Source organism: Verminephrobacter aporrectodeae subsp. tuberculatae At4 (assembly GCF_000193225.1).
GTDB classification, from domain to species: Bacteria; Pseudomonadota; Gammaproteobacteria; order Burkholderiales; family Burkholderiaceae_C; genus Acidovorax; species Acidovorax aporrectodeae.
In genome coordinates this window covers 1-535 of sequence record NZ_AFAL01000586.1, presented here as the reverse complement: position 1 = coordinate 535, position 535 = coordinate 1, and the positions used below count along the sequence as shown (strand labels likewise).

At 67.5% G+C, this 535-nt stretch carries 1 protein-coding gene; it reads left to right on the top strand.

Annotated elements, in window-relative coordinates:
- Positions 1-27 precede the first annotated feature (27 nt).
- Positions 28-535 (top strand): SwmB domain-containing protein (locus VTU_RS28295; RefSeq protein ID WP_265597345.1); only part of this gene is annotated, 508 nt, incomplete at its 3' end.

Sequence of the window (535 nt, the reverse complement as noted above, 5' to 3'; positions counted from 1 at the left end):
GCGGTGCGCACGGACATCGTGGCCCCGGTGTTGATCACCACTGACGAGACGCAACGCCCCAGGGTCAACGGCGACCAACTGGTGCTCAGTTTCATTGACGCCAGCAACCTGGACGCGACCAACAAGCCGGCCACGGGGGCTTTTACGGTGCTCGTCGCTGGCACCGCCCGGGCCGTCCGCGACGTCGTCGTGAATGCCGAGGCCAAGACCGTGACGCTGACGCTGGCCACCGCGGTCACCCAGGGCCAGTCAGTGACCGTCGCCTACGCCGACCCCAGAGTGGCCTACGACGACACCCACGCAATACAGGACATTTACGGCCAAGACGCGGCCAGCTTTGCGGCCACCGCGGTGCTCAACAACACGCCAGCAGCCGACACCACGGCCCCGGTGATCAACACCGCCACGGTCACCGGCAACCAGCTGGTGCTCACGTACACGGAAGCGGGCACCCTGGACGGGGCAGCGCTCGCGGGCAATGCAGGCTTTACGGTGAACACCGCCGCAGGCACGGCGGCCATCACCGTGAGCAGCG